Raw genomic sequence first — 23544 nt, 5'->3', positions numbered from 1 at the left:
GAGGGTCAGCGCGGCGTTGCGGCGGGTAGCAGGAGTTCGAGAATTCTCCCGCGCAATGCATCCGTATCGTCCTCGACCGCTATCAGACTCGAGAACATCGCTGCTCCGGCCGCCAAAACCAGCACGGCCTTGGCGTCGAGCAGCGCCGATTCGGCATCTTCGGCGTCCTGAAGGAAGAGTTGCGTACTCGGCCCACTGAACCCGCGCCACAATTCGTTGCGCAGATCGTCATGGTCGCGCAATGCTGCCAGCAGTCCCGGCGACGCGGCGCGAACCTCGGGCCGCGAGAAGAGTTGGGCACTTCCCTCCACCACCCAACGGATCCAGCCGTCGCGATCGGTGCCCTCGAACGGCGTCAGGTCAGGTGTTGCGCCCAGGATCGATCCGAGCACGAGGTGCGCCTTCGACGGCCATCGACGCGACATCGAGGCCCGACTGACCCCTGCCCGTGCCGCGATCGCGCGGAGACTGAGTTGCTCCCAACCGACCTCGAGGAGCATCGCTCGGGTGACCTCGAGAACTGTGTCGTCGATGCGTGGGTCTCGTGGGCGACCTGATCCTGTGGCATTCATCGTGTCGAATTGTCGGACAGATTGGGAGAAGGCGCTATATCGTCACATATACGAGTCCACTGGCATCGTAATGATCAGGCCGCCGCAGGAAGCAGAAAATGACCACAGCGCCCACACCGTCGATATTCGAACCCGCACGTCTCGGCCCTCTGACCTTGCGCAACCGCATCGTCAAAGCTGCCACTTTCGAGGGTGTCATGCCCAGGGGAGCGGTCTCCGAAGATCTGATCAACTTCCACGCCGAAGTGGCCCGCGGCGGAGCCGCGATGACCACCGTCGCCTACTGCGCCGTCTCACCGGGTGGACGAGTGCACCGCGACACCCTTGTCATGGACGAGCGCGCACTACCCGGTCTGCGCAGACTGACCGATGCCGTCCACACCGAAGGCGCACTGGCCGCGGCGCAGATCGGCCACGCGGGGCTCGTCGCCAACACGCTCTCCAACAAGACGAAGACTCTGGCGCCGTCGACCCGGCTGAGTCCGCCGGCGATGGGCCTCGTCAAAGGCGCGACACTTGCCGAACTCGACGGTGTTGTCGCCGACTTCGAACGGACCGCCCGCGTCGCCGTGGACGCGGGATTCGACGCCATCGAGGTCCATCTCGGTCACAACTACCTACTCAGTTCGTTCATGAGCCCCAATTTGAACAAACGCCATGATCGATACGGCGGCAGCGTCGCCAAGCGCGCGGAGTATCCGCGTCGAGTCATCGAAGCGGTGCGACGAGTTGCTGGATCCACCGTGGCGGTCACCGCGAAATTCAACATGTCTGACGGGGTTCCGAAGGGTCTGTGGCTCGACCAGAGCCTGCCGATCGCACAGATCCTCGAAGACGACGGGCATCTTGACGCGATGCAATTGACCGGTGGCAGTTCACTTCTCAACGGAATGTACTTCTTCCGCGGCGAGGTCCCACTCGCAGAATTCGTTGCTTCCCAACCCAAGCTCGTCGGGTACGGGCTGAAGTTCTACGGTCCCAAAATCTTTCCGACTTACCCGTTCGAAGAGGGATTCTTCCTTCCCTTCGCCCGTCAGTTCCGGCAGGCGCTGAAGATGCCGCTGATCCTGCTCGGCGGCATCAACCGCGTCGACACCATCGAGCACGCACTGGATGAAGGATTCGAGTTCGTCGCCATGGCGCGTGCGCTCCTCAGGGACCCGCAACTGGTCAACAAATTTCAGGCCGAGAGCGTCGACGAGGGACTGTGTATTCACTGCAACAAGTGCATGCCCACCATCTACACCGGCACGCGCTGTGTGGTTCGGGACGCGCTGGTCGTTCGGGAGGCACTGCGCTCTGCCCAATGAACCCCGCGCTGTGAGCTGCGGACTGTGAGCCACTTTCCAGCCGAGTGCGGGAACAACACCCCTTATCCTGGTGTTGATCGGTACGGCTCTCCAAGAAGCGGAGGGTCTGCACTCACTATTGGAAGGCTCGCATGACCACCCAGCTGGAAAACACGCCCGCGGTCCACGACGTCATCATTGTCGGTTCCGGACCGGCCGGTTACACCGCTGGTGTCTACACCGCGCGTGCTGAGCTCCAGCCCGTGCTCTTCGAGGGAACCCAGTTCGGTGGCGCCCTCATGACCACCACCGAGGTCGAGAACTTCCCCGGATTCCGCGAAGGAATCATGGGCCCCGACCTGATGGAACAGATGCGTGAGCAGGCACTTCGCTTCGATACCGATATCCGCACCGAGGACGTCGAGGAAATCGACCTGAGCGGCCCGATCAAGACGGTCGTCGCGAACGGCGAAACGTACGCCGCACACGCGATCATCCTCGCCATGGGCGCGGCAGCGCGTTACCTAGGGATTCCCGGCGAAGAGCGTCTCCTCGGCCGCGGCGTCAGCGCCTGCGCCACCTGCGACGGCTTCTTCTTCCGCGACCAGGACATCGTCGTGGTCGGCGGCGGCGACTCCGCGATGGAAGAAGCAACCTTCCTGACCCGTTTCGCTCGCTCGGTCACCCTGGTGCACCGCCGCGAGGAGTTCCGCGCCTCACGGATCATGCTCGAGCGCGCCAAGGCGAACGAGAAGATCCGCTTCCTGACCAATACGGAGCCCGTCGAGGTGCTCGGTGAGAACAGTGTCGCCGGCCTGCTCGTGCGTGACACCGTCACCGGTGAGACCTCCACCCTCGAGATCACCGGCATGTTCGTCGCCATCGGCCACGACCCGCGCAGTGAGCTCGTCAAGGGCCAGGTAGACCTCGACGACGCCGGATACGTGCGCGTCGCTCCCGGTTCTACCGCGACCTCCGTCGACGGCGTCTTCGCTGCCGGTGACCTGGTTGATCACACGTACCGTCAGGCGATCACCGCTGCCGGCACCGGATGCTCCGCAGCAATCGACGCCGAACGCTGGCTGGCCGACCGCGGCGACATCACCGCCAACACGCTCGACGCTGCCGGCCACACGGTCGACGTCGAAGGCGTAGCCGACAATGCCACCGTCGGCGCTCCCTGATTTATCAAGCTGTCGTACCCAACCCTCGAGGAGTAACAGTGTCGAATACCGTCACCATCACCGACGATTCCTTCAAGCAGGACGTCCTGGGCAGCGACAAGCCCGTTCTGGTCGATTTCTGGGCAACCTGGTGCGGCCCGTGCAAGATGGTCGCCCCGGTCCTCGAGGAGATCGCCGGTGAGAACAGCGAGAAGCTGACCGTCGCGAAGCTCGACATCGACGCCAACCCGGCGGCCGCCCGCGATTTCCAGGTCATGTCGATCCCGACGATGATCCTGTTCAAGGACGGCAAGCCGATCAAGACGATCGTCGGCGCCAAGGGCAAGGCTGCACTGCTCAAGGACCTCGCAGACGTTCTCTGACGGCTGGTTGAGCATCGTGGATTCTCGCAATCCACAGAATTTCTGAGATAATCGATCGATGTGCCTGATCGGGTCTACGACCAGGCACATCGATCGAATTCGTTAACCGATCCGAGAGGCTTTCACGCATGCACAGACTCCGACACGGCGATCACGGCCCGGCCGTCGCCGAGATTCGGGGCACATTGACGAAGCTGGGATACCTCCATCACGGAACTTCCGGCATTCGACGTGAAAGCGCCGACGGTGCCCACTGGGTTGCACCCGACGCCATCTTCGATCATCAACTCGACAGCGCCGTTCGCGCCTTCCAGCAGCAGCGTGGGCTCCTTGTCGACGGCATTGTGGGTCCGGCAACGTATCGCTCACTTCGTGAGGCCTCGTACCGCCTGGGTGCCCGTACGTTGATCTACCAGCTGTCCGCGCCGCTGTACGGCGACGACGTCGCAGCTCTGCAGGCAAAATTGCAGGACCTCGGCTTCTATGCGGGTCGGGTCGACGGTTTCTTCGGTCCGCAGACCCACGAGTCTCTCTCGTCTTTCCAGCGTGAAATCGGTATCGCCGCCGACGGTATCTGCGGTCCGCAGACACTGCGTTCGCTGGAACTGTTGGGAACCCGCGTCACCGGTGGTTCCCCACACGCCATCAGCGAAGAGGAATTGGTGAGGCGCAAGGGCCCGCAGCTGGGCGGCAAGCGCATCGTCATCGATCCAGGCCTCGGTGGGCCGTCCACCGGCAACATCGTCAACGGCATCTCCGAAGCGGACATCCTCTGGGATCTGGCCATGCGCCTCGAGGGACGGATGGCTGCAACCGGGATGGAAACTTTCCTCTCCCGCCCGCACAACGCCGATCCGACCGAGGCCGAGCGCGCACTGACGTCCAACGCGTTCGACGCCGATCTGATGATCTCCTTGCGGTGCGACAGCAACTCGAGCCCGTCGGCAAACGGTGTCGCGAGCTTCCACTTCGGTAACTCGCACGGTTCGGTCTCGATGATCGGGCAGGTGTTGACCGGATTCGTTCAGCGTGAGATCGTTGCGCGAACCCCGTTGCGGGACTGCAGAACTCACGGACGTACGTGGGAGTTGTTGCGCCTGACCAACATGCCGACGGTGCAGATCGATCTCGGCTACCTGTCCAACGCGTCCGACGTTGCGGTACTGACGAATCCGCGGATGCGTGACACCATCGCCGAAGCCATTTTGATCTCGGTCAAGCGGCTGTATCTGTTGGGCCAAGATGATCAGCCGACCGGTACCTTCACCTTCGCCGAGCTTCTCGCAGAAGAACTTTCGGTAGCCGACCGCATTTCGTAGGTCCTGCGGTCGGCACCTGCTCACACTCTGGCGAGCTCGCTGATCTCCACCATTTCGAGAGCTGCGGCCTTCAGTAGACGGTCGAGGGCTTCTTCGACGTCGACTTTCCATTCGTGGTCTCGATTGAGTTCGAGACGAAGCCGCGGATAACGATGGTGCGGAGCCACGACCTCGAAACCGTAGTCCTCGAGGAACTCGGCACTGATCATGCATTCTGCGGGTGAACATTCCAGAGCCGCCGTTGCGCTGGCCACGTCGGACGCGGGCCCCAGGCCGTCGCTGCGGATACCGAATGCCTCGAGCGCACGAACTCCGCGTCGAACCAGATCTGTCACGACAGCGGCCAGCAGGCTCGGCCCAAGTTCTTCTTCGATGCCCGAAGGCTCGAGCCGAAGGCTTGTCAGGAGCACTGCGTCCGAACTGACCGGACTGGTCGGAAACAGCTGCGCGCGCGGGATCGTGCGGGGAGGGGCGTACAATGCACTACCAAGCGGCTTTCCGTCTCGGACGGCGACCTGTCCGCACGAACCCCACTCGAGCATGACCATCGACAGCCATGCTTCCTTCTCGAATTCCTGATCGCAGAATCCTCGGGCGTCGTGAAGCGCGCCCGGATCCATCTCCCAGAACACGCAACGACGCGCATGGGCGGAAAGCTGATCGAGGGTGTCGAGCGTGAGCGAGGTGATGACGTGAGTCGACACTGACTAACTCACTCTCCGTAGGTCCCCGAAGCGGTTTTGATGCTCGCCCGCCGCTTTTTTCTTCTCCAGGATAGGCCAGCTGCGACAAGTCGGCAGTGGCACGAGAGTTGATCGCCCTAATGTATTGCTGTTCAACATCTTTCGTCCCGGTTCAAGATTTCGAGAAGCTCGGACCACCTAGATTTGTCACAGTGACGAAAATAGGTGGTGTGCCCGTTCATCGTCATTACGTCACCAAACGGGCTTCCGAGTTCACTACGTGGATTTCTGCGCTTCCATCATCCCGACGATGCGTTGCAGGTCGTCGACCGAGCCGAATTCGACCACAATCTTTCCCTTCCGCTTGCCCAGACTGACAGTCACCCGGGTGTCGAACGAGTCCGACAACCGCTCGGCCACATCCTGCAGACCCGGCATCACGATCGGCTTCCGCTTCTGCTGGGGAGCGATCTCATTATCCGCCCGGTTGGCGAGAGTGACTGCTTCCTCCGTTGCACGAACCGACATTCCTTCGGCGACGATGCGCGCCGCCATGACTTCCTGAGCGTCGGCACCCGCCTCGAGGGACAACAGTGCGCGCGCATGGCCGGCCGAAAGTACACCGGCCGCAACGCGGCGCTGAACCGCCACCGGCAGCTTCAGCAGACGAATCATGTTGGTCACGACGGGACGCGAACGTCCGATCCGATTGGCCAATTCTTCGTGGGTGACTTCGAACTCCTCGAGCAACTGCTGATATGCCGCTGCCTCCTCGAGGGGGTTCAACTGCACACGATGGATGTTCTCGAGGAGCGCGTCGCGCAGCATCGAGTCGTCATCGGTTTCACGAATGATCGCCGGAATCTTCTCCAGCCCGGCTTCCTGGCTCGCGCGCCAGCGACGCTCACCCATGACAAGTTGGTACTTGTCACCGTGACGACGGACCACGATCGGCTGCATCAAGCCGAACTCGCGGATCGAGTGAACCAACTCCGCGAGTGCTTCCTCGTCGAAAACGCTGCGGGGCTGCTTCGGGTTCGTCTCGATCAGGCTCGGTTCGATCTCGAGATATACCGCTCCGGTCGGTTCGAGTTCTGTCTCCGGCTCCGCTTCGGCAGGGGCCTTCGCGGCCGTCGCCTTGGTGGCTTTCGGCGTTTTCGGGGCCGCTTTGGTCGGTGGGGGAGGGGAGGGGTTGCGCTTGTCGACGCCGATTACGACGTCCGCTGCAGCCGATCCCAGACCCGGCGCCGTGGCCGGCCCGGTGGGGATGAGAGCAGCCAAGCCGCGGCCCAATCCACCCTTGCGTGCTTGACTCATCTCACTGCTCCTGGGTCGTCGTCGTGGCAGAGCGGGCGGCAAGTTCACGGCCGGCGTCGAGGTAACTCATGGCGCCACGTGAACCCGGGTCGTAATCGAGAACTGTCATCCCGTATCCGGGAGCCTCGGACACCTTCACGCTGCGTGGAATCACAGCGCGCAAGACGGCCTCACCGAAGTGCTTGCGTACTTCTTCGGCGACCTGGTCGGCCAGCTTGGTGCGCCCGTCGTACATCGTCAGAAGGACGGTGGAGACATGCAGATCCGGGTTCAGATGAGCCTGGACGAGTTCGATGTTCCGGAGCAACTGACCGACCCCCTCGAGGGCGTAGTACTCGCACTGGATCGGGATCAGAACTTCCTTGGCAGCGACCATCGCGTTGACGGTCAGCAGTCCCAGCGAAGGCGGGCAGTCGATGAGGACGAAGTCGACGTCGAGTTCCGCGAGCACCTTGTCGTTGAGCGCGCCTTTGAGTCGATTCTCGCGGGCAACCATGGAGACCAATTCGATCTCGGCGCCCGCCAGATCGATCGTCGCGGGGATGCAGAGCAGCCGCTCACTGTGCGGGCTGGTCTGGATCGCCTCCGGGGCCTTCACTTCGCCTATGAGCAACTCATAGCTGGAGGGGGTGCCCGAGGTATGGACGACGCCCAGAGCCGTGCTGGCGTTGCCCTGAGGGTCCAAATCGACCACCAGGACCGTGAGGCCTTGAAGTGCGAGCGCCGACGCAAGGTTCACTGTGGTCGTCGTCTTACCGACGCCACCCTTCTGGTTGGCGATGGTGATCACGCGGCGGAACGCCGGCTTCGGCAGCGTCACCGAATGGGGATGAAGCACTTGGCTCGCTCGATGTGCGGCGGCCCCGATGGGAGTCTCCTCCGAAGAGATCGCCGCATAGGGGGCGGTGAAATTGTCGTCGTCGTTGACGATCTGATCCGCACCCGCGCTCGTTTGCTGCTTCGGTGTTTCACGTGAAACGGCGGATTCAGATCGACCCGACATTGACTGCTCCTTCGATTGGGAATCGATCACTAGGTGCTCTCATCATCTGTACATTGCTCTCGATTGCATGCGTGTAAATCATCAACGCTGGCGACGCTTCGGGAGGCGTTCGGCCTTCACCACCACAGTGGGGGTGCGGAGAATCTTGGCTCCACATTCGAGTATTTCCAACTTACCTGCGCCCAACTTGGTGAGCGCCGTACGGTCTCGCTCGATCTCCTCGGCGGCGCTCGAACCCTTGAGTGCCAACATCCGGCCGTGCTCGTGAATGAGTGGGAGGGACCAACGTGCGAGCTTCTCGAGGGGCGCCACAGCTCGCGAGGTGACCACGTCCGCACCGCCCGCTTCCTTCACGACACCCGATTCCTCGGCTCGCCCTCGGACAACCAATACGTCCAATCCGTTGGACTCGATGAACTCCGCAAGGTACACCGAGCGTCGAAGCAACGGTTCGACCAGAGTCACCTTCAAGTCCGGGCGGGCGATTGCGAGAGGGATACCGGGTAGACCGGCGCCGCTTCCAACGTCCACAACCGACTCGCCTTCTGCGATCAACTCACCGATGACGGCGCAATTGAGAAGGTGGCGCTCCCACAGTCGAGGGACTTCACGGGGACCAATCAGCCCGCGCTCAACACCATCCGTCGCCAGGGATTGGTAATACCGTTCCGCGATCTCATATCGGTCACCGAACACTGCGCGCGCAGTCTCTTGTTCGTCCCAGTCAACCGACGCCGCACCATTCTGTTCCACGTGAAACATCCTCCCGCGTAAACCGCGAAATCAACAATCAAGACCGAAATCATTATCCGCTCTGGAGCCGACATGTGTTCGCTTCTGCACACCGACTCGCTGTGAGTCTGCCGACTCGTTCATTCTTTGGGAAGTATTCGGCCCAAAATTCAAGCAGGGGAGGGGAGGGGTTCACGTTCCACGTGAAACATCGCGCTGACAAATCTTCCAATTCTGACGCGTTTCACGTGAAACATAGCCGGCCGGCCGAATACCGATAGCAGTGCAATTCTGAGTATCATCACAGTGACGAAACTGCCGTGGGTAGTTACATGGATGGAATTCTGACCCAAAAAGACCAATTTTCGACAAAAAGTAGTTGCAAAAGATCTCCGGCGTCGGACTGCAGAACGGACTCGGTCAGTCAGATCCTCTCTGTAAGTCGACTCGGAAAACAGACTTCGATTCCAGATCTCGGACAGCTTCGGTATCTCATCGCCGGCTGCCGCGAGCCCTTCATCAATCGACTTGACTCACTTGTTGCGGCAGACCTGACTTCGCATCACAAACCGCGAATCAATCCAAGGGGCTTCACACCACAGGTGCGCATGGAGAGTTCGCCTTCGATGTGGATACCGGTGTCGGTGGGAAGATCAAAGTCGAGCAGGTGACCTGCCGATGCGCAGGATGAATTCCTGCGCCTGGACTCGAAAGCGCTGCACGCTATGCGCGATTAAGATCCGCGTTTGGTGCAGGAGTGGACGGCAAAGACTACGACTACCTGTTGGTGCATACCGAACCCGGAACCAACAAGATCACCGCTTACCAGTTCGATCCGGGCACCGCGAAGTCCTTCCACCTCGAACAGCCCGGGTCCTCCCTCGTGCCGACACCAGCAGCATGTCTGGGCGCGACGCCAATCGCGCACCCGGCGAGTCAACCGAACTCAGGGCGATCCCGTCATTACCCCGACCAGGTCCGCAGTGTATGGACCGGAGCCCGTGTAGGCGATGTCGATTCCGGTTTGCTTGGCAAAGTAGTCGCCGCCGATCTCACCCCGAAGCCCGCAACAGCATCATCGACTTTGCGTGGCGACGACGCCCATTCGATGTGAGTGGTCCGATTCGTGTGAGGAGCGCGCAAACCTGTTCCCGCACCGCATGCGATCTCGCCGACCTCGATCGCTAGTCCTCGTCCTCGTACTCCGGTTCGGGCTCATCCACCCATGCCTGATATCCCGGACTCGTCAGTCGCAGGTGGATCGCGCTGGGGCTCATACTGAGTATGACGACCACTTTGGGCAGGTCCCACCGGATAGTTGCCTCAGGTCCGGGCTCGGAGTACGTGGGTATCGGAAGGACGGAAGTCAGTGCCGCAGTGAGATTCGCGAACCCTGCGTTCCGCAGCGGGCGCACCACTGTCATGGGCGTAGCATCATCTGCCACGTCCGTGACGAAGATCGAGATCCAATCCATTCTGTGTTGCCGCCCAAACATGTTCGCCTTCGGCCGGCTGACATGCAGGTTCGTCCGTATCGAGGCGCCAGCATGCCTGAGTTCGACGAGCTCCCATCCAGCCTGTGCGCAGAAGGGTTCCAGGTCGTCGACGGCCCAGGTCCAGTCGAATTCTGCGGCGAGGCGGGCGATCCGGGTGGCGCCTTCGATGTCGACGTGCATGTGTGGATGCAACTTCCTTCTTGATCGTTGTTGATGACGCCCCAATCGCGGGGGCCGTGGAGGTGAGGGCTGGCGGGTTGTCGGTCATCGGATGCCAGCGCCGAAGGTGACGACCTTGCCAGCAGGCCTGACGACATCCGGTCGATGATCCACTGTGGTGGCAATCCGGGGCGGAGTTCGAGGGCTCGGGGTAACAACCATCGATCCGGTTTCACGTGAAACGAAGGTCGACTATTCGGTCTGGGGGAGGGGAGGGGCTCACATGTAGTACGGCATGTTGTCGATCGAATATCCGAACATGCACAGTGCACCCCCGACGAACAAGAAGGCAATCGCGAAGCTGAGCATGACCGGTCTTCCGGATCGCCATGCCAGTGCAAGTGGAATGAATACGACGGCGACTACTCCCAGCGGCAACAACCAGCAGAGCCAATACTTCAGACCGCCCGGCGGAAAGGACTGGACTTCCATCTTCTGCTGTAGTTCGAAGACCACGGGCCAATAGCTCAGGCCGCACACGAGCATCCCTATCAAGGCCCCAAGGGTCATCAATCCGAAAGGGAATCCGGAGCGCTCGTTGGGCATGTCGACAACGATAGGCACCTGACCTTCACCGTGCCGCCGGATTCGGTTTCACGTGAAACACTCTCGGACACAAAAGCGGGCCCCGGAAAATCCGGGGCCCGCATCCGATCAAGGGGGGAGTGTCAGTCCTTGAGGACAACCACTCGGCGAGACGGCTCAGCGCCTTCGCTCTCGCTGGAAACACCGGCGACCTTGGCGACGGCGTCGTGCACGATCTTGCGTTCGAACGGCGTCATCGGAGCAAGCTCTTCGCGTTCGCCGGTCTCGAGAACACGCTGTGCAGCTTCCGCACCGAGAGCACTGAGTGCCTCGCGCCGGCCCGCACGCCACCCGGCGATGTCGAGCATCAAGCGGCTGCGCTCTCCGGTCGACTGCTGAACTGCCAGACGAGTCAGCTCCTGGAGAGCATCCAGAACCTCACCCTTGCGTCCTACGAGCTTAGTCAGGTCGTCGCCGCCGTCGATGCTGACGATCGCCCGATCGCCCTCGACGTCGAGGTCGATGTCTCCGTCGAAATCGAGAACGTCGAGCAACTGCTCGAGGTAGTCGCCGGCGATCTCGCCCTCTTCGATCAAATCGTCATCGGAATCGTCGATGTCTACATCCACATCGGTAACCGGCGCAGTGGTCTCGGTGCTCACGTCTGCGTTCTCTCCATCCACAACGATGTCAGCTTCACTGGACATTGGTCGTTCTCTTTCCTGGATCAGCGCCGTTTATTGCGCTTGGGGGAGTTGCCGCGGTTGCTCTGTGGCCGGTTCTGTTTGGGTTTCGACGTGGAACCACCACTGGAACCCGAGGGCTTCGGCTGTGGCTTCTTGAGCGAAACTTCCGGGGCGTCACCGTCGTCGTCGGCTGAATCCGCGGTCTTCAGCGCAGCCGGAGATCCCTTCTTCTTGCTGGGATCGGGACGGGCGCCGGGCTTGGGCGCATTGTCGTTGCGGCGAGTGATCGCTTCCTGCTTCTTGGCTTCTTCTTCCGCGTCGATCTTGCGGAAGACGAGGTGCTGCTGACCGTAGGTCCAGATGTTGTTCGACACCCAGTACAGGAGGATCGCGATCGGAAGGAACGGTCCACCGACCAGAACACCGAGCGGGAAGACGTACAGGGCGAGCTTGTTCATGATCGCGGACTGCGGGTTCGCGGCAGCTGCTTCGCTCTGACGGGCAACAGAAGCGCGTGAGTTGAAGTGCGTCGCGATGCTGGCGATGATCATCAGCGGAGCGGCCACGAGGATGATGTTCAGCCGTGACGGAAGCTCGGGAACGTTCTCGGTGACGTAGGCCTGAAGCTGCGCAACCGGCGTCGTGATCGCGGCCGAGATGGGCGCGCCGAACAGACGAGCATCCAGGAACGACTGGACGTCAGTGGCCGAGAAGACGTAGTTCGGGGTGTTGAGGTTGTCCTCGGCGCTCATGCCCAGCTGGCCCATGCCGGTGCCGGTGCGGTTGAACGAGCGCAGGACGTGGAACAGACCGATGAACACCGGAGCCTGAGCCAAGACCGGGAGACAGCCCATGATCGGGTTGAATCCGTGCTCCTTCTGGAGCTTCTGCATCTCGACGGCCTGGCGCTGACGGTCGCCCGAATACTTCTTCTGCAATGCCTTGATCTGCGGCTGCAGTTCCTGCATCTGGCGGGTCGTGCGGACCTGCTTCACGAACGGCTTGTACAGAACCGCACGCAAGGTGAACACCAGGAACACCACGGAGAGCGCCCAGGCTATTCCGTTGTCCGGGCCGAGAATGAACCCGAAGACCTTGTGCCAGACCCACAGAATCGCGGATACCGGATAGTAGATGAAATTGAGCACGGCTCTAAGTACTCCTCTGTTCGTCCGTCGGACTGTGACACGCTGCGCGTGCTTCCGGACAGCTATGGCGGCTACCCGCATCACGGTCACGACGGGCAGGGACAGGGTCCCACCCTCCAGAATGCCAGGGGGCACACTTCGCCAACCGCACCACAGTCAAGAAAAGGCCTTTGATCGCCCCGTGAGTGCGCAGCGCTTCGACTGCGTATTCACTGCAGGTGGGGGTGAACCGGCAGGTCGGCATCCTCAAGGGCGACACATACGTCCGGTACAACTCGATACAGAAGATGAGAACAGTGGCGGGAGCGCGACGCACAGCCTTCAACACCGTGATGACACGGGAGGCTCTGGGAGTCTCGATCTGCTCAGAGAGCGGAGTACTCATGGCTCTTCACTTACCGACACCAATAGGTTCATTTTGGTCAGGCCCCCACGCAACTGCTTGGCCAGTTCGGCTGAACTGGCGGTAGCTGCGCCCGGAAGTGCGCGGATAACCACGTCTGTCTCCGGCGAAACCTGTCCGACGAAATCTGCACAGATATGACGAAGCCGGCGTGCGACTCGATGTCGAATCACCGCCGGCCCGACAGCCTTGCTCACGATCAGCCCGAAACGGGGACCGTGATTTGTTACTACCAGCGCCTCTACTTGCTCGCGATCGAACGCGTGCACGACAAGGTCGCGTCTTCCCATACGACGCCCACGTCGCACCGCCTCGGAGAAATCCGCGTGGCGACGCAACCGGAACGGCTCAGGCAACACCCCGAGCTCCTGAACTCGAAATCAGATCAGGCGGTGAGGGAATCGCGGCCCTTACGGCGACGCGCCGAAACGATTGCACGACCCGCACGGGTACGCATACGAAGACGGAAGCCGTGAACACGCGCGCGGCGGCGATTATTCGGCTGGAACGTCCGCTTGCCCTTGGCCACGGTCAACACTCCTCGAAGTTCATTGACGCCTCCCGGCGTCATTCAGTGATCGACGCCTTACGGCGCCTTTGGATCCAACAGGTACAGAACAATCAACTTCACTCGTTGTGGCTTGGAAGACCGATCCGACCTGACATATGTAGCCAGCACGAAGCGATCACCACCAGCGGGTGACCGTTCGAGGTTACTTACCACCGTTGCCAAGGTCAAACCAGCCCGATTCGAAGCCCTTCCGCGGCAACAGCGACGACACGCCGATAGTTGCATTATTCCGCAGATTCCAATTCCCGTGTGCATACGGCCGTGACCTCGAGCGAGGCGGCAAGTGTGACCTTGGCAACAGTTCCGCTACGGACTGCAGGCGGCCTGAAGGCAAGCCGGACAGTTCCACCTGCGCATGCTCTCGACAAGGCCTCATCAGCACATACGGGCACGAGTGCCGGACGCGACCCCGAATCCCGAGTTTCCACATTCATCCACAGGGCTGTGAGTGTTGACGCATCCCCGACACCAAGTGGCGAACGCCTCGAGTTCCGACAAAGTTGCAGGTAGATCAATTTCTCGGTCACTTCAGCGAATTTGGTTGACGAAAAAACCGACTCAGTGCAGGTTTGTCCACATCTGTGGATAATTGTGTGGAAACACAGCCCAGGTGGCATATTCGTAGCCTGTTACGGGGTTCTCACCCCGGGTGGTAATCCACCGAATCATTCGACGCCGCAGCCATACGCTCGGCAGCTGCAGCACACCCACTGTCGGCGAAACACGGGAAGGAACCACGTGAACGACGATCCCAACGCGCTCGCACGGGTCTGGGTCGACGTGGTTGCAGAACTCACGAGTGATGACCCCGGAAGTAATCTTCCGGCTTTGAGCAGTAAGCAGAAGGCGTTTGTCCGTCTGGTGAGGCCTCTCACACTTGCTCAGGGTTTTGCACTCCTCTCGGTTCCATCGCCATTTGCTCAAGAAACGATCGAGCGCGATCTACGCGAGCCGATCCTGCAGGCACTCGGACGCCATCTCGGCGGCCAGGTCGAAGGACTCGGTGTCCGCATCGCACTCGAAGACGATGCCGACGCACCCGCCGAACCGGTCGAGGAGCGCACAGGCAGCCGTCAGTTCGAGTCGGTCAACTCATCGGGCGCATACCGTCGTCGCAGATTCACCGAAGGCGACGGCGAACCTTCGGACTCCGAGACTGCCGAGACCGAAGAAGTCGACGACGACCGCGAAGCACTCGCGAGCGTTCACGAATCGTGGCCGTCGTACTTCACGAAGCCGCCCGCTACTCCTTCTGCATCGGGGTCCGGCGCCAACAGCCTCAACGCGAAGTACACCTTCGACACTTTTGTGATCGGTTCGTCCAACCGATTCGCCCATGCCGCTGCGGTCGCGATCGCGGAGGCGCCGGCGCGTGCCTACAACCCCTTGTTCATCTGGGGAGCTTCGGGACTGGGCAAGACGCACCTTCTTCACGCCGCGGGCCACTACGCACAGCGTCTGTTCCCCGGAATGCGGGTCAAGTACGTCTCGACCGAAGAATTCACCAACGACTTCATCAACAGTCTTCGTGACGACCGCAAGGTCGCGTTCAAGCGTCGCTACCGGGAAACGGATGTCCTGTTGGTCGACGACATCCAGTTCATCGAGGGCAAGGAAGGTATTCAGGAGGAGTTCTTCCATACCTTCAACACCTTGCACAACGCGAACAAGCAGATCGTCGTTTCCTCGGACCGTCCGCCCAAGCAGTTGGCAACCCTCGAGGAGCGTCTGCGGACGCGCTTCGAATGGGGCCTGATCACCGACGTTCAGCCGCCTGAGCTCGAGACGCGTATCGCGATTCTGAGCAAGAAGGCGAGGATGGATCGCCTCGAGGTCCCGCACGACGTCCTCGAGCTGATCGCCAGCCGTATCGAGCGCAACATTCGTGAACTCGAGGGCGCGTTGATCCGCGTCACCGCTTTTGCCTCGCTCAACCGTCAGCCGTTGGATCTGACGTTGGCCGAGGTGGTCCTGCGAGATCTGATGCCCGATTCGTCGAGCCTCGAGATCAATGCGGCGACGATCATGGCTGTGACGGCCGAATACTTCAACATGTCGATCGACGACCTGTGTGGGCCGGGTAAGGCCCGGCCGCTCGCTCAGGCCCGCCAGATCTCGATGTATCTGTGCCGTGAGCTCACTGATTTGTCATTGCCGAAGATCGGTCAGACGTTCGGCCGTGACCACACGACGGTCATGTACGCCGACAAGAAGATCCGTAAGGAAATGACGGAACGCCGCAAGGTGTACGACCAGGTTCAGGAGTTGACCGCAAGGATCAAGCAGCGCTCCAAGCGTTGACCTGCACTTATTTCGATCGATGCCGCTCGAGGCAGAGGTTTCCCTCGAGCGGCATCGGTGTATTCGAAGGGTTTATGTGCGATCCCCTTGAGGGCGGTTGTCCACCTCGAGGGGCGACACGCCGGAGTCGGACACGCCGATGAGAACAAACTCTTCGTTTCTTGTGAAAAGTATTCACATCTGTGGATAACTGTGTTGATAACTCTCGAAGTCTGTGGAGTTCTCGAGGAGGAATCCGAAAACTTTCAGAGAGTGCACAGAGGGGGTCGATTGGTCCTCGAGTCTGTCCTCGAGAAGTGCACAGGCCCTCGAGGGGACCTACCAGCGTCGACAACCGTCGCTCCACAGATTGCACAGGACTTATTACTACTACTGAGAATTTCCTAGGAAAAGCTCTTTGAAAATAGTTCTGGGGACAACTCCTGTTGAGAACCTCGCCTCAGGCTGCGCTCATCCCGGCTTCGGCTTTCCACTTGCGCCCTCGAGGGCATACGGTGGGCATCGCTTGGTCTGTGTCAGACTTCAAGTGAACTGATGCAGATCCGCAGCAGACGAACATGCCTACCGAGAGGAATAACCCGGCGATGGAGCTTGGAAGCCTGAAGTTTCGCGTTTCCCGGGAAGAGTTCGCTGATTCAGTAGCGTGGGTTGCTCGTAGCCTGCCCTCGAGGCCGCCCGTGCCGGTTCTCGGCGGAGTTCTTCTCGACGCAACCGAAGCCGGCCTCACTGTTTCCGGGTTCGACTACGAGGTATCCGCGCAGGTCCGCGTCTCGGCAGATGTCACAACTGCAGGTCAGGCACTCGTCTCCGGTCGCCTCCTTGCCGATATCACCAAGTCGCTTCCCAACAAGCCGGTCGATGTGACCCTCGAGGGCACTCGCGTGCTCATCTCGTGCGGAAGCGCCAAGTTCTCCCTACCCACGATGCCGGTCGAGGACTACCCCCAGCTTCCGACGCTTCCGCAGCAGTCCGGGTCCATTCCCGTCGACCTGTTCTCCGAAGCCATCAGCCAGGTAGCCGTTGCAGCCGGCAAGGACGACACCCTTCCGATGCTCACGGGTATCCGTGTCGAGATCGAACAGAATTCGATCGTCCTCGCCGCTACCGACCGCTTCCGTCTCGCTGTGCGTGAACTCGAGTGGACTCCGGCCAATCCCGACGTCCAGGCTGCTGTTCTCATCCCGGCCAAGACTCTGTCCGAATCCGCGAAAACGCTTGCCGGCAATGCAAATTCGCCGGTCGAGTTGGCTCTCGGTTCCGGTACGACCATCGGAAACGACGGACTCCTCGGCATCGTCAACGACGGGCGCCGCACCACGACGCGTCTCCTCGACGCCGAGTTCCCGAAGTTCCGTCAGCTGCTGCCCGCTCAGCACACCGCGATGGCAACCGTCGAGGTCACGCCTCTCATCGAGGCCATCAAGCGTGTAGCACTCGTCGCCGAGCGTGGCGCACAGGTTCGCATGCAGTTCTCCGCTGACGGCCTGCTCCTCTCTGCGGGTGGCGACGACGCCGGCCGCGCGGAAGAGACGCTCAACGCGTCGTTCCAGGGCGAAGCACTCACCATTGCGTTCAACCCCGGTTACCTGATCGACGGGTTGAACTCGCTTCACAGCGAAAACGTTCTGTTCGGCTTCACCACTCCCAGCCGTCCGGCTGTTCTTCGCCCCGCGGCCGAGGAAGAGCCCACGGCAGACGAGTCCGGTAACTTCGCTGCGCCCTCGAGCGAATACACGTACCTGCTGATGCCGGTTCGCCTTCCGGGCTGAGTGGTACCCCGCACTTCAGTTCGCGCCTGACCAGGGAGAACAGTATGAAGATCGGACTCGTAGGTCTCGGCAAGATGGGTTTCAACATGCGTGAGCGCTTGCGCGCGCATGGCCTCGAGGTAATCGGATACGACCCTCGACCGGAGGTCACCGATGTCGGGTCACTTGCCGAACTCGCTGCTTCCCTCGAGGGGCCTCGAGTCGTCTGGGTGATGGTTCCGGCTGGTGAAATCACCCAGAGCACCATTGCCGAACTGGCGGATTCCCTCGAGGGCGGCGATCTGGTCATCGACGGTGGAAACTCTCGCTACACCGACGACGCTGTCCATGCGGAGCTGTTGGGCGCCCGTGGGATCGGTTTCCTCGACTGCGGTGTCTCCGGTGGCATCTGGGGCCGTGAGAACGGCTACGGCCTGATGGTGGGCGGATCCGAGCCCGACGTGGCGAAGGCAATGCCGATCTTCGACGCTCTGCGCCCCGACGGCGACGCTGCCGACGGTTTTGTCCATGCCGGCCCGGTCGGTGCTGGTCACTACGCGAAAATGGTGCACAACGGCATCGAATACGGGCTGATGCAGGCGTATGCCGAAGGGTACGAGCTCCTCGAGGCGGAAAGCCTGATCGCGGACGTTCCGGGTGTTCTCCGAGCTTGGTCGAAGGGAACCGTCGTACGTTCGTGGTTGCTCGATCTGCTTGTCGACGCCCTCGAGGAAGATCCGGAGCTCGCGCAGATCACGGGCTATACCGAGGATTCCGGTGAGGGCCGCTGGACGGTAGAGGAAGCCATTAAGCACGCTGTCCCCGCTCCCGTCATCTCCGCTGCGCTGTTCGCGAGATTTGCTTCACGACAGGATGATTCACCGGCCATGAAGGCGGTGTCGGCCTTGCGCAATCAGTTCGGTGGTCACGCGGTCAAGAGTGCTTCGCCCAAGAATTCGGCTTCTGGAAGCTAAGTGTTCGTTCGTAGATTTTCGCTGCGTGACTTCCGATCCTGGGATTCGCTGACGCTCGACCTCACGCCGGGAACAACCGTGTTCCTCGGTTCGAACGGGCACGGTAAAACGAACGTCCTCGAATCGCTCGGGTATCTGTCGACACTGTCGTCACATCGAGTGTCCGCGGATGCACCGATGATCCGCAGTGGTTCCGCCAGTGCCTTTGCCGGTGCAACGGTGGTCAACAACGGGCGCGAACTGACCATCGATGTCGAACTGATCGAGGGAAAGTCCAACCGCGCCAGGATAAATCAGTCTCCGACGCGTCGTCCGCGTGAAGTGCTGGGGATTCTGCAGTCGGTGATGTTCGCGCCGGAGGATTTGTCGTTGGTACGCGGCGATCCTGGTGATCGTCGACGCTATCTCGACGAGTTGTTGACGTCCCGGATTCCCCGAATGGCCGCTGTCCGTGCGGATTACGACAAGGTGCTACGCCAGCGTTCGGCGCTGCTCAAAACTGCCGGTGCGGCTTTGCGTCGCGGTTCTCGAGGTGGCGAGTCCGACAACGTCCTCTCCACCCTCGAGGTGTGGGACGGGCATCTGGCTGCTCACGGCGCACAATTGTTGGCCGGGCGCCTCGAGTTGGTCCACGATCTGGCGCCGCACCTGGCAGAGTCGTATCGTTCCATCGCACCCGAATCGCGGCCGGCGTCGATTCGATACAAGAGCAGCCTCGGTGCGTCGTTGGATCCCGAATTCACCGACCCTGCAAGGATTTCCGGCATCGATGACGTCGCGTACCTCGAGGAGCGATTCCATCTCGAGTTGGCGCAGATGCGGTCGAAGGAAATCGATCGTGGAGTGTGTCTGGTCGGTCCGCATCGGGACGATCTGGAGCTGATTCTCGGCGATAGTCCGGCGAAAGGCTTTGCCAGCCATGGTGAATCGTGGTCTTTTGCGCTTTCGCTGAGACTGGCAGGTTTTGCCTTACTGCGGGCAGACGGCAGCGACCCGGTCCTGATGCTCGACGACGTGTTCGCGGAATTGGACCGTCGTCGCCGTCGTGCGCTCGCCGCTGTTGCCGCTACCGCCGAACAGGTACTGATCACGGCTGCTGTTCCTGAGGACGTACCGGACGAACTCGAGGCGGCCAAGTTCGGCGTCGAGGCCTCCGATACCGGAGACGGTCGGATATCCCGGATAGTGCCCGTAGGCTCGACAGATCAGGAGGTCGAGTTCGATGACTGAAGACAGCAGCACGGCTCCGGAGCCCGAGCTCAAAGGGATCGATCTGGCGCGCCGTGCCCTCGAGGAGGCGCGCGCGACGGCCAAGGCCAACGGCAAGGCCGTCGGGCAGGGGCGTTCGTCGCCCAAATACGGAAGCGGCCGCCCGCGTCGGCGCAGCGGTTGGTCCGGCCCCGGCCCGGATGCGCGGGACCCTCAGCCGTTCGGTGCCCTCACCAGTGCGATCTCCAAGTCGCGTGGGTGGTCCCCCAAGGTGTCCGAGGGCACGGTCCTCGGCCGGTGGCCGCAGGTTGTCGGTGAAGACATCTCTGCACATGCCGAGCCGATTTCGCTGAAAGAAGGTGTACTCAGCATCTCCGCCGAGTCGACGGCGTGGGCGACCCAGTTGCGCATGATGCAGTCGCAGATCCTGGCGAAAATTGCCGCTGCCGTGGGTGACGGCGTCGTGAAGACGCTGCGTATCACCGGACCGAGCGCGCCGAGCTGGCGCAAGGGTGAAAGGCATGTGAAAGGCCGCGGACCTCGCGATACGTACGGCTGAGGAAAACTCAACCAGGCCCTGGTTCTACCTATTACTTCGTGTTACAGTTAAAACTCGCTAGTGAGTGAACTGTGTCACAAGGCTGTCGTTCCCCACCGTTCGGCAGGCATGAAGGAGTAGCCAGATGTCGCAGAAGATATCGACACCCGCTTCGTCGTTCGCCGAGCCGGATCACATCCTGTTGCAGGCTCGCAATGTCGAGTTCGACTGGTCTGATCTGCCCATGCACTGGATTCCGGGCGATCCGTTCAGCACACACGTTCTCAACGTGCTTCACCTTCTCCTCCCTGCCGGTGAGGAATGGTTTGTCGAGACTTTCAAGGAAGCTCTTCCTCTGATCGAGGACGAAAAGCTCCGCGAAGACGTCGTCGGATTCATCGGCCAGGAGGCGATGCACTCCAACGCGCACTCGGGCGTCCTGGTCCATCTCAGGGAGAACGGCCTCGATCCGACGCCGTACACGCAGCAGATGGAATGGACCTTCTCGAAGCTGCTCGGTCCGCGCCCGATGACGGGACTGCGCGCCGAAAACCACCTGGTGGAGCGTTTGGCGATCATCGCGGCCATCGAACACATCACCGCTTTTCTCGGCGACTGGGTGCTCAACGCCAAGGGACTCGACAAAGCCGGCATGCACCCGACCATGCTCGATCTGCTCCGCTGGCATGGCGCCGAAGAGGTCGAACACCGCTCCGTCGCGTACGACGTGATGCGCTACTTCGACAAGCGCGAGACACGCCGCATCCGAACGCAGATTGTCGTCACGCCGGTACTGGTGTGGCTGTGGATTCGTGGCACCAGGTTCCTCATGCGCAACGATCCCGAACTTGCCGCTCAGGCTCCCAGCCGTCGACGCCCCCACCTGTCCGATTTCATCGCGGCGGGTAAGCGAGGCACGGTTCCCACCTCGTTCGAGCTGGTCAAGCGGATGTCGACGTACTTCAGCAAGTCGTACCACCCCAGCAAAGAGGGCTCGACCGCCCAGGCGGTGCAGTACCTCGCGTCGTCACCCGCAGCACAGGCGGCTGCACGGTGATTTCACTCTCGAGGGTCAAGGACGTCATTTCCGGTCACGACGGGTTGCCGCGGTTTCCGGCGCCACCCGATCTGTCCGGCAAGAACCGTCCCGACCGCGCCATGCGCATCACGGAGTTGTTGGCGGACAAGTACCTTCGGGTGTTGACGGCCTACGACTACAACCCCGAGATCGCGGGCCACAACCCTGACACGGCCATGAACATGGTGGTCAGCACGCGTGAGGTGGTGGCCACCGACGAGAACGTCGTTCGCCTGCGCTTCGAATCCGCCGACGGCTCACCGATTCCGCCGTGGCATCCGGGTTCGCACCTGGACTTCCATCTACCTTCGGGTCTGCGGCGTCAGTATTCGCTGTGCGGCGACCCGGCCGATCGCACGGGATACAGCGTCGCGGTGCGCCGGATCCCCGACGGCGGTGGCGGTTCCATCGAGATGCACGCTCTCCAGCCCGGTGAGCACGTCACGGTACGCGGCCCTCGCAACGGATTTCCCTTTGTGGGTGAAGGCAGTGCGCTGTTCGTCGCCGGCGGTATCGGTATCACGCCGATCATCGCAATGGTCCGTGCGGCAAGAGAATTGGGGATGGACTGGTACTTCGTGTACTCGGGCCGATCCCGTGAATCCATGCCGTTCCTCGACGAGATCGCGACCTGGGAACCCGAGCGTGTCTTCGTGCGCCCGGACGACGAGTTCGGATTACCCACCACCGCAGACCTTCTCGGACGAGCACCGGTCGGCGGTGCCGTGTACTGCTGCGGCCCGACGCCGATGCTCGACGCCGTCCGCCGCGGATTCCGCGATACACCCTCCACCGCTTTGCATTTCGAGCGGTTCGGGGCTCCGCCGGTGATCGACGGCAAGGAATTCGAAGTGCAGCTGGTCAATTCGGGTCAGGTGCTCACCGTGCCGGCCGACGAGTCCGCGCTCGACGTCATCAAGAAGACCTTGCCCGGGGTCGGGTACTCGTGTCAGCAGGGTTTCTGCGGAACCTGTCGCGTGAAGGTACTCGCAGGTAAACCCGATCACCGCGAAAGGCGTCTGACCGACACCGAGCAGGAAACGGAGATGCTCATCTGCGTATCTCGTTCCGACGGTGGACGTCTCGTTCTCGATCTCTAGATTTCTCAGTCCGAAGGATTAACTCCGAAGGGTTCAACAATGTCCAAGCACTCTCCTGTCCATGCCGTGACCGCGCGTCGGGTGACCAACGGTTCCGTCAGCCTCGCCGTGTTCGAGCAGGGAAAAGCGGACGGCGAGACCATCGTTCTGGTGCATGGTTGGCCCGACACCCATGAACTGTGGAACCGCGTCGTGCCTTTGCTCGCAGACGAGTTCCGCGTCGTCAGCTACGACAGTCGCGGGGCCGGCGAGAGCACGATCCCCTCGAGGGTCCAGGACTACCAACTGAGCGCATTGGCCGGCGATCTGTTCGCCGTCATCGACGCGGTCAGCCCGGGCAAGCCGGTACACGTCCTTGCCCACGACTGGGGATCCGTCGAAACCTGGGAAGCGGTCTGCGAGCCGGGTGCCGAAGAGAAGATCGCGTCGTTCTCGTCCATCTCGGGCCCGAATCTCGATCACCTCGGTAAGTGGATCCGGGCGAGCGCGTCCAAGCGTCGTTTCCTCGGCCCGGCGGCGCAGGGAATTGCGTCGGCCTACACCGTTCTGTTCCAGATTCCCGGCCTGTGCACCCTTCCGTTGCGTCTGTGGTTCTCCAAGCACTGGCCGGCATTTCTGGGGTTCTTCGACGGTCTGGACCCCCGTGTGGTCAACACCGCGCCCACCATCGCCGACGACATGGTGAACGGACTCAAGCTTTATCGCGCGAACATCCGGCCGTCTCTCGGCAAGCCGCGGGATCGGTACACGGACGTGCCCGTTCAGCTCATTTTGAACAAGTACGACAAAGCCGTTCGTCCGGTGGGATACGAGGACGCCGAAAAATGGGTCTCCGACCTGCAGCGACGTGAAATTCCCGCGGGACACTGGTCGCCGTTTTCACATCCGGGCGAGGTTGCCGAACATGCGCGGGCATTTATCGCGAGCCTGAGAGAGCGTCGCTCGGAGAAGCAAAGTTCCTAGCGTTTCACCTTCAGGGGATCGTAAAAATTCGTCTGCGGCGCAGCCAGGGGTGTCATTGGCCGCTTCTAGTCGGTGCTTACCAGTAAGATGGTCAACGGTAACTAGCGGCAACATTCTCGAACCC

General features: G+C 61.3%; 25 protein-coding genes. 13 read left to right on the top strand and 12 right to left on the bottom strand.

Features of this window, described 5'->3' with window-relative positions; translation table 11 throughout:
• Window positions 1-5: 5 nt before the first annotated feature.
• Window positions 6-572, bottom strand: coding sequence for a helix-turn-helix domain-containing protein (locus ACWF6P_RS02485; RefSeq protein WP_452619834.1), 567 nt, complete (start codon window positions 570-572; stop codon window positions 6-8).
• 98 nt (window positions 573-670) lie between these two features.
• Here ACWF6P_RS02485 and nox point away from each other — a divergent pair, with 98 nt between their 5' ends.
• The 4 genes from nox (at window position 671) to ACWF6P_RS02465 (ending at window position 4726) form a co-directional block, all read left to right on the top strand.
• Window positions 671-1882 carry a 4,4'-dithiodibutanoate disulfide reductase gene (gene nox, locus ACWF6P_RS02480; protein ID WP_452619833.1) on the top strand — a complete coding sequence of 404 codons (1212 nt, stop codon included), beginning with the start codon at window positions 671-673 and terminating at the stop codon, window positions 1880-1882.
• A gap of 131 nt (window positions 1883-2013) precedes the next feature.
• Window positions 2014-3045 (top strand): thioredoxin-disulfide reductase, encoded by a 1032-nt coding sequence (gene trxB / locus ACWF6P_RS02475; RefSeq protein ID WP_378445252.1) that lies wholly within the window; start codon window positions 2014-2016, stop codon window positions 3043-3045.
• Window positions 3046-3083: 38 nt separating this feature from the next.
• Window positions 3084-3407 (top strand): thioredoxin, encoded by a 324-nt coding sequence (gene trxA / locus ACWF6P_RS02470; RefSeq protein WP_003942530.1) that lies wholly within the window; start codon window positions 3084-3086, stop codon window positions 3405-3407.
• Window positions 3408-3535: 128 nt separating this feature from the next.
• Complete coding sequence (locus ACWF6P_RS02465) at window positions 3536-4726, top strand: N-acetylmuramoyl-L-alanine amidase (RefSeq protein ID WP_020909860.1); 1191 nt, start codon at window positions 3536-3538, stop codon at window positions 4724-4726.
• Window positions 4727-4746: 20 nt separating this feature from the next.
• On the opposite strand, the gene ACWF6P_RS02460 is transcribed toward ACWF6P_RS02465, so the two are convergent.
• From ACWF6P_RS02460 to rsmG, 4 genes are all read right to left on the bottom strand, one after another.
• Entirely contained in the window at window positions 4747-5430 is a 684-nt protein-coding gene (locus tag ACWF6P_RS02460; RefSeq protein ID WP_283305626.1) for a GNAT family N-acetyltransferase, read from the bottom strand.
• Between the two features lie 255 nt (window positions 5431-5685).
• Window positions 5686-6726, bottom strand: a complete 1041-nt coding sequence (locus ACWF6P_RS02455; protein WP_378633053.1) for a ParB/RepB/Spo0J family partition protein — start codon at window positions 6724-6726, stop codon at window positions 5686-5688.
• 1 nt (window position 6727) lies between these two features.
• Window positions 6728-7729 carry a ParA family protein gene (locus ACWF6P_RS02450; RefSeq protein WP_378633057.1) on the bottom strand — a complete coding sequence of 334 codons (1002 nt, stop codon included), beginning with the start codon at window positions 7727-7729 and terminating at the stop codon, window positions 6728-6730.
• An 81-nt stretch (window positions 7730-7810) separates the two neighbouring features.
• Window positions 7811-8491 (bottom strand): 16S rRNA (guanine(527)-N(7))-methyltransferase RsmG, encoded by a 681-nt coding sequence (gene rsmG, locus ACWF6P_RS02445; protein ID WP_019746204.1) that lies wholly within the window; start codon window positions 8489-8491, stop codon window positions 7811-7813.
• Window positions 8492-9218: 727 nt separating this feature from the next.
• On the opposite strand from rsmG, the gene ACWF6P_RS02440 reads away from it, so the two are divergent.
• The gene (locus tag ACWF6P_RS02440; RefSeq protein ID WP_452619832.1) at window positions 9219-9575 is read left to right on the top strand and encodes a hypothetical protein; all 357 of its coding nucleotides are present in this window, start codon (window positions 9219-9221) and stop codon (window positions 9573-9575) included.
• A gap of 70 nt (window positions 9576-9645) precedes the next feature.
• Here ACWF6P_RS02440 and ACWF6P_RS02435 read toward each other — a convergent pair whose 3' ends face one another.
• From ACWF6P_RS02435 to rpmH, 7 genes are all read right to left on the bottom strand, one after another.
• Window positions 9646-10137, bottom strand: a complete 492-nt coding sequence (locus ACWF6P_RS02435; protein ID WP_452619831.1) for a DUF6301 family protein — start codon at window positions 10135-10137, stop codon at window positions 9646-9648.
• Window positions 10138-10395: 258 nt separating this feature from the next.
• Window positions 10396-10722 carry a hypothetical protein gene (locus ACWF6P_RS02430; protein ID WP_452619830.1) on the bottom strand — a complete coding sequence of 109 codons (327 nt, stop codon included), beginning with the start codon at window positions 10720-10722 and terminating at the stop codon, window positions 10396-10398.
• Window positions 10723-10844: 122 nt separating this feature from the next.
• Window positions 10845-11408 (bottom strand): Jag family protein, encoded by a 564-nt coding sequence (locus ACWF6P_RS02425; protein ID WP_003942504.1) that lies wholly within the window; start codon window positions 11406-11408, stop codon window positions 10845-10847.
• A gap of 20 nt (window positions 11409-11428) precedes the next feature.
• Entirely contained in the window at window positions 11429-12535 is a 1107-nt protein-coding gene (gene yidC, locus ACWF6P_RS02420; protein ID WP_003942570.1) for a membrane protein insertase YidC, read from the bottom strand.
• Between the two features lie 4 nt (window positions 12536-12539).
• Window positions 12540-12920, bottom strand: coding sequence for a membrane protein insertion efficiency factor YidD (gene yidD, locus ACWF6P_RS02415; RefSeq protein ID WP_007729147.1), 381 nt, complete (start codon window positions 12918-12920; stop codon window positions 12540-12542).
• The gene (gene rnpA, locus ACWF6P_RS02410) at window positions 12917-13297 is read right to left on the bottom strand and encodes a ribonuclease P protein component (protein WP_452619829.1); all 381 of its coding nucleotides are present in this window, start codon (window positions 13295-13297) and stop codon (window positions 12917-12919) included. The genes yidD and rnpA overlap by 4 nt, the downstream gene beginning before the upstream one ends.
• Before the next feature lie 26 nt (window positions 13298-13323).
• The gene (gene rpmH / locus ACWF6P_RS02405; protein ID WP_003942540.1) at window positions 13324-13467 is read right to left on the bottom strand and encodes a 50S ribosomal protein L34; all 144 of its coding nucleotides are present in this window, start codon (window positions 13465-13467) and stop codon (window positions 13324-13326) included.
• A 780-nt stretch (window positions 13468-14247) separates the two neighbouring features.
• Here rpmH and dnaA point away from each other — a divergent pair.
• From dnaA to ACWF6P_RS02365, 8 genes are all read left to right on the top strand, one after another.
• Window positions 14248-15810, top strand: coding sequence for a chromosomal replication initiator protein DnaA (gene dnaA, locus ACWF6P_RS02400; protein ID WP_003942491.1), 1563 nt, complete (start codon window positions 14248-14250; stop codon window positions 15808-15810).
• Window positions 15811-16394: 584 nt separating this feature from the next.
• Window positions 16395-17579, top strand: a complete 1185-nt coding sequence (dnaN, locus tag ACWF6P_RS02395) for a DNA polymerase III subunit beta (RefSeq protein ID WP_007729165.1) — start codon at window positions 16395-16397, stop codon at window positions 17577-17579.
• Between the two features lie 44 nt (window positions 17580-17623).
• Entirely contained in the window at window positions 17624-18532 is a 909-nt protein-coding gene (gnd, locus tag ACWF6P_RS02390; protein ID WP_452619828.1) for a phosphogluconate dehydrogenase (NAD(+)-dependent, decarboxylating), read from the top strand.
• Window positions 18533-19762: a DNA replication/repair protein RecF gene (recF, locus tag ACWF6P_RS02385; protein ID WP_452619827.1), complete on the top strand. Its 1230-nt coding sequence runs from the start codon at window positions 18533-18535 to the stop codon at window positions 19760-19762. It begins immediately after the preceding gene.
• Window positions 19755-20300, top strand: a complete 546-nt coding sequence (locus ACWF6P_RS02380; RefSeq protein WP_452619826.1) for a DUF721 family protein — start codon at window positions 19755-19757, stop codon at window positions 20298-20300. The genes recF and ACWF6P_RS02380 overlap by 8 nt, the downstream gene beginning before the upstream one ends.
• 124 nt (window positions 20301-20424) lie before the next feature.
• Window positions 20425-21336: a metal-dependent hydrolase gene (locus ACWF6P_RS02375; RefSeq protein WP_378445273.1), complete on the top strand. Its 912-nt coding sequence runs from the start codon at window positions 20425-20427 to the stop codon at window positions 21334-21336.
• Window positions 21336-22457, top strand: a complete 1122-nt coding sequence (locus ACWF6P_RS02370; RefSeq protein ID WP_452620432.1) for a PDR/VanB family oxidoreductase — start codon at window positions 21336-21338, stop codon at window positions 22455-22457. The genes ACWF6P_RS02375 and ACWF6P_RS02370 overlap by 1 nt, the downstream gene beginning before the upstream one ends.
• 39 nt (window positions 22458-22496) lie before the next feature.
• The gene (locus tag ACWF6P_RS02365; protein WP_452619825.1) at window positions 22497-23420 is read left to right on the top strand and encodes an alpha/beta fold hydrolase; all 924 of its coding nucleotides are present in this window, start codon (window positions 22497-22499) and stop codon (window positions 23418-23420) included.
• The last annotated feature ends 124 nt before the right edge of the window (window positions 23421-23544 follow it).

This window comes from Rhodococcus sp. NPDC055024 (genome assembly GCF_053608585.1).
This window is presented reverse-complemented; position numbering and strand designations above follow the sequence as displayed.